This window comes from Halomonas sp. ML-15, assembly GCF_014779595.1.
Lineage (GTDB): Bacteria > Pseudomonadota > Gammaproteobacteria > Pseudomonadales > Halomonadaceae > Franzmannia.
This window is the reverse complement of sequence record NZ_JACXZT010000006.1, coordinates 1-2,785: the sequence shown is the minus strand read 5'-3', so window position 1 is coordinate 2,785 and position 2,785 is coordinate 1. Positions and strand designations below refer to the sequence as shown.

Here is a 2,785-nt window from a genome sequence, read left to right as displayed (position 1 = left end):
CACGATGAAGAGTCGGGGCTCTACTACAACCGCCACCGCTACTATGACCCGCAGCAGGGCCGATATATCAGTCAGGATCCGATTGGCTTGAACGGTGGGACCAACCTGTACGGCTATGTCACCAACCCGACAGGGATGGTGGATCCGTTGGGGTTGGAGGGTATTGTTGATAGGCGGATGAGGCCAGATTCCAGGACTCTTATGGGAATGAGAGGGCTAGATCCTAGGAATAACAATCAAATTATTGAATCCTGTATGAGCGATCTTAAGGATTGGCTGGATATGGCTGATTACTCAGGTGCTGTTGATGCTAGAAATACAGTGTTTGCGGCTTTAAGAAAACAGCCTAGTGCTGGCTTGCTTGCCTCTTTTAGTAAGCAGGCGCTAATGCAGGGTGCCTGCTCAAGCATGAATAATAACGGAAACCTTGTCGATGAGATAAGCGGAGAGGTTATAAGTGATTTTTCTGTTTGGCCTGGCCCTGTACCGCAAGAGATACTAGATCTCCGCCAGCTTGATATACCAAATGATCCTGGTGCGCAAGCCAGGAGGACTCTTGAGCAAGGTGCTTATGGTATGTTTTTCCGATAGGAGTGTATCGTGAAGGCTAAGTTTTTGTTTTTATCTTTTTTTGTTGGGCTTTATATCGTTGTGCCACTAGTGCACTCTGAAGCTTTAGAAGAGGGAAAGGCCGCGTATGAAGAAGAGGAGTTTACGACTGCGCTACATATATTTCTTTCCCTCGCTGAAGAAGGCGATAGTGAGGCCCAGAGCTTACTGGGAGGCATGTATTTAAGAGGGCATGGGGTGCCGCAAGATTTTTTGCAAGCAGCAGAATGGTATAGACGCTCTGCTGAACTCGGGAATCCACTTGCTCAGAATAATTTAGCATGGATGTACGAGGTTGGTAGAGGGGTTGAAAAAAATTACCAAGAGGCTATGAAGTGGTACCGCCTCTCTGCTGAGGAAGGTGTGGCTGGGGCGCAGCAAAATTTAGGACTGATGTATTTTTACGGTAGAGCAGGTGGCGTTAATTATTCAGAGGCAGCGCAATGGTTTCGGTTGTCAGCAAATCAAGGGTTGGCTAAATCGCAAGAATACCTTGGTAATATGTATTACTATGGTGCGGGAGTTGCAGCTGACTATGAAGAATCAGCCAAATGGTTTAAATTGGCTGCTGAGCAGGGCTCGGTAACCTCCCAGTATCAACTGGGCGTGCTGCATCTCAATGGGGAAGGAGTACCACAAGATGATGGCATTGCGGCTGAGTGGTTTCATAGAGCTGCTGAGCAAGGCGATGACCAAGCGCAGTATAATTTGGGGGCAATGTATGAGAATGGGTGGGGTGTAAGCCAAGATTACGAAGAAGCGGTTAAGTGGTACGCTATGGCTGCACAACAAGGGCTGGAAGAAGCTCAAGCTGTCTTGGAGGAACTGGCAGAAGCTGGTCTAGAAGTAGCTATTGATGCGGTTAATGCTGAATGATGAAAGATTAGGTGTCGATTTTTCTTGGATAAGATATTCTCGCAGGGAACGTAGAGCTTCTTGTCGAGGTGTTCGTGTCTTTTCCGCGAGTGGATATAAGTGATCGCCATTACGCTGTATCTAATTCACCCGCTAGGGAAGGCACCTCACTCCCTTCCTTGGCGGTAGCGTGGATAGCTAGTCATCCTTCCAACGCCTTGACGACATGATGCGCCTTCCCCCACCTGTCTCTCATCCTGGCCAACGGCGCCGTCTACCGCTTTACCTATGACGACATGGACCGACTCGCCAGCGAGACCGGCCCGGACGGTCGCGAACAGCGCTATGCCTACGACCTTACCGGCCAGCTTGTCGAGCGCAGCGAGGCCCATCGCAGCGGCGCCGACGGCCAGCCGCTGGTGACCCGCTATGAGTACGATCAGGCAGGACGCCTGGTCGCCCGCCACCTGCCGGCCACCGAACACGCCGACGCCAGCATCGAACGCTACCTGTGGCGTGCCGATGGCCAGCTCAGCGGCGCCAGCAATGCCGATGGAGAGGTTCGCCTGGCCTATGACGCAGCGGGTCGCCCAGTGGGCGAAAGCCAGCAGCATCACGCCCAGGGCGATGCCGCCGCCTGGCAGTGGCAGCAGCGCTACACCGCCACCGGCGCGCCCCAGGCCAGTCAGTTCGGCGACCTGCCCGAGCTTGCCTGGCACACCTACGGCAGCGGCCATCTGCACGGCATGAGCGCCCCAGGCCTCAGGTTCGAGATCGCCTTCGAGCCCGACGCCCTGCACCGCGAGACCCAGCGCCGCCTGAGCACCGCCGACCAGCCCCAGCCGTTGATCCTCGAACGCGGCTATACCGCGCTCGGTCAGCTCGACCATCTCAGCCTGCGCGGCCCCGGCAGCGCCAAGGATGAGCAGCACTACCGCTACGATGCCCTCGGCCGGCTCAGCTTCCGCAGCGCCGGGCAGAGCGGCAGTAGCCCGGTTATCGCCTACACCTACGACCCGGCTGGGCGGCTGATCGCCAGCCAGCACGGCGATAGCGCCCAGCGCTACCCGGTGGACGCCGCCGGCAATCGCCTGGAAGGCGGTGCCACCGCCCAGCGCGACAACCGCATTACCCAGCTCAATGGCACCCGCTATCGCTATGATGGCGCCGGCAACCTGATCGCGCGTGAACAGCCAAACGGCGACCGCTTGAGCCTCGGCTACGACGCTGCCAACCGCCTGGTGCGGCTGACCCGCACCAGCCCCCAGGGCACCACCCAGGAGGCCAGCTACCGCTACGACGCCCTGGGCCGGCGTCTCGC

The 2,785-nt window shown here is 56.6% G+C and carries 2 protein-coding genes and 1 pseudogene; all 3 read left to right on the top strand.

Annotated features, from left to right (window positions below; all coding sequences use genetic code 11):
- Positions 1-591, top strand: a 591-nt coding sequence (locus IEI94_RS05555; protein ID WP_191166338.1) for an RHS repeat-associated core domain-containing protein, incomplete at its 5' end; no start/stop codon positions are given.
- Between the two features lie 9 nt (positions 592-600).
- The gene (locus IEI94_RS05550; protein WP_191166337.1) at positions 601-1,485 is read left to right on the top strand and encodes a tetratricopeptide repeat protein; all 885 of its coding nucleotides are present in this window, start codon (positions 601-603) and stop codon (positions 1,483-1,485) included.
- Between the two features lie 275 nt (positions 1,486-1,760).
- Positions 1,761-2,785, top strand: a pseudogene (locus tag IEI94_RS05540) (RHS repeat protein); the annotation flags it as partial.